The organism is Bacillus sp. JJ1503 (genome assembly GCF_036965125.1).
Lineage (GTDB): Bacteria > Bacillota > Bacilli > Bacillales > Cytobacillaceae > Cytobacillus.
In genome coordinates this window covers 1-2,469 of record NZ_JBALOZ010000426.1, presented here as the reverse complement: position 1 = coordinate 2,469, position 2,469 = coordinate 1, and the positions used below count along the sequence as shown (strand labels likewise).

At 34.2% G+C, this 2,469-nt stretch carries 3 protein-coding genes; all 3 read left to right on the top strand.

All coding sequences use genetic code 11. The features are described 5' to 3' along the window. Positions 1–230 precede the first annotated feature (230 nt). Positions 231–443, top strand: coding sequence for a hypothetical protein (locus tag V7149_RS24355; RefSeq protein ID WP_335348153.1), 213 nt, complete (start codon positions 231–233; stop codon positions 441–443). Between the two features lie 154 nt (positions 444–597). Next, entirely contained in the window at positions 598–1,122 is a 525-nt protein-coding gene (locus tag V7149_RS24350) for a superoxide dismutase family protein (RefSeq protein WP_335348152.1), read from the top strand. A 267-nt stretch (positions 1,123–1,389) separates the two neighbouring features. Then, a partial coding sequence (locus V7149_RS24345) for a PucR family transcriptional regulator ligand-binding domain-containing protein (protein WP_335348151.1) occupies positions 1,390–2,469 on the top strand: 1,080 nt, incomplete at its 3' end.

Sequence of the window (2,469 nt, the reverse complement as noted above, 5' to 3'; positions counted from 1 at the left end):
AAAAAGCGGTTATCAGGGTCATCAATCGGTGACTTTGATGCTCGTTATGCGCAAAAAGTGGCCGACACGGTCATCAATCGATGTCTTTGGGGTTACGAATGTAGTTTCCCTTTTACATTGCCTTTAAAAATAAAGAGAATCCTTCCTATGGCAAAAGGCTTGGAACACGGCGTAATTGTTGATATAATAACATATTGAACCACTGCATTTTTGCAGAAAGGATAGTTGATATGTTGCAATGGTATGTTATGTCCTTGTTTCTATACTTCCCTCAAGATAAATCAGAATATTTTCCTGCTGCCATCAGTTTTACGATTTTCTTTATCTTATGCGTTTTAACCTTCCGATTCATTTTACGGATTTCAAAACGTGAAGCAATCAAGGCAAAGGAACTTGAGGATCGAATTATGAATAACTTGAATAGCACTGAAGAGAAAAATTAGCAGAAGCAGGAAATAACCAAATCTATTTTGATTTGGTTATTTTTTTTTGCTAATTGAATTAAAGATTTGGGTTTAACCTGCCAAATAATTGATTATGAAAAGGGAGATAGGGTGATACTAATGGAAGAATTTGTTTGATAGGAGTTTTTTTAACATGAAAAAGGCTTGGTTATTACTCCCTTTTTTTATTTTAACAGGGTGTGGGGAAGAGACGATCAGAAATCTGGATGTTGAAATGTATAATGCCGTGGGGGACTCCTTAGGAACGATCAAGTTAGAGGAACAGGCAAAAGGGGTCAAACTATCTTTAGATTTAGAGGGTTTGCCTCCAGGTGAGCATGCCATGCATATTCATGATATTGGAAAATGTGAACCCCCAGATTTCAAGTCAGCGGGAAATCATTTTAATCCAGAAGATAAGGAGCACGGTCTGCTTCATCCTAAAGGATCCCACGCTGGTGACCTTCCTAACCTCATTGTAGGGGAGGATGGAAAGGCCAAGGATGAAATTATGGCCCCGCAGGTCTCACTCAAGGAAGGCAAACAATCATTATTAACGAAAGACGGAACCTCTATTGTGATTCATGATGGCAAGGATGATGGCATGACACAGCCAGCTGGTGATTCAGGTGATCGGATTGCATGTGGGCCTATTTCAAAGGATAAGAAGAAGAAATAGAATAAATAAGACCTTTCCGGGTGATGGGAAAGGTCTTTCGTTTTGTTGCTTGTATTTCATCTCTTCTATTTTATCAAAGATGCTTCATAAACTTCCTTTTTCTATTCACTTATCCCTCTTGTTACAAACTAAATAATAAAAAAAATATAACATAGCCTTTTAACAGCTTGATATAAACCATAATGTAAAGAAGTTCCCTTTGCCGTTTTAGATTATGTTATATTTTCTGTATAGAGCATGATAAGCCTTTTTCTAGGAGGGTAAAATATGTCTTATTCGCTAAAGGTTCAAGATTTAATTGATAGAAACCATTTTCAAAAGGCCAAAGTGATCGCTGGTCATGGCGGACTATTGAATACTATTAAGTGGGTTCATATACTGGAATCGAAAGAGATAGGTACCTTCATTAAGGGAAAAGAATTAATATTAACAACGGGAATTCAACTAATATCCGAAGAGACTCTATTTAAATTTTTAGAACAACTGATCACAAAAGAAGCAGCCGCTTTATGTATTGAATTTGGTGAACATATTCAATCTGTTCCAAATAGTGTGATTGAGTTGGCTAATCGGCATAATTTACCGATTATTGTGTTTAATGAAATAGTTCCATTTATTGAAATAACACAGGAAATACATAGTATGTTAATTAATCAACAGTATGAAATGATCAAACGGCTTGAAAATTATTCACAAGAAATAAATAAATTAACATTAAAAATAACCCATTATGAACATATCCTCATGAAGCTTTACAAATATTTAAACATGAACGTTGCATTTATCATTAATGGGCAGCAGCCATTATTTATTCCAAATGAAAAACATCACATATATGAGAACTTAAGGGACCAATACGAACAAAAAGGGGAAGGAAGTCATTTTGCCAAATGTGAAGTAAATATATTGGAGGAAAGTTATGGAGAAGTATGTATTTTCACGAAGAATCGAACAATAAATGAGTTTGAATTATTAATTCTGGATAGAACTGTTACGGCGTTATCGCAATATTTGCTGCGCAGTCTATACATAGAAGAAAAACAAAACATTCACTCCCGGCTATTACTGGAGTCTTGGTTAGATGGAACAGTTGAAGATTCTGTGATTACTAATTTCTTACAGGAACAGGGTTTTCATAATTTATTAGATTGCTCATATTTTGTATTAATCGATCAGATAAAGAATTCAAAAAAAGAATATGATTTAAATTATTATAAATTATACTCTCGCAATATTTTTGAAAATAAAGGGTTCGTATTATTTTTATTAGAAGAAAAGCAAAGGCTGATTTATGTTATTGCAGATATATATGGACATGATATAAAACATCGTATCATAGAATGTATC

What these genes read in the sequence shown, in the direction of transcription:
- V7149_RS24355 (WP_335348153.1), top strand. Translation starts at nt 231, where the DNA reads ATGTTGCAATGGTATGTTATGTCCTTGTTTCTATACTTCCCTCAAGAT.
- V7149_RS24350 (WP_335348152.1), top strand. Translation starts at nt 598, where the DNA reads ATGAAAAAGGCTTGGTTATTACTCCCTTTTTTTATTTTAACAGGGTGT.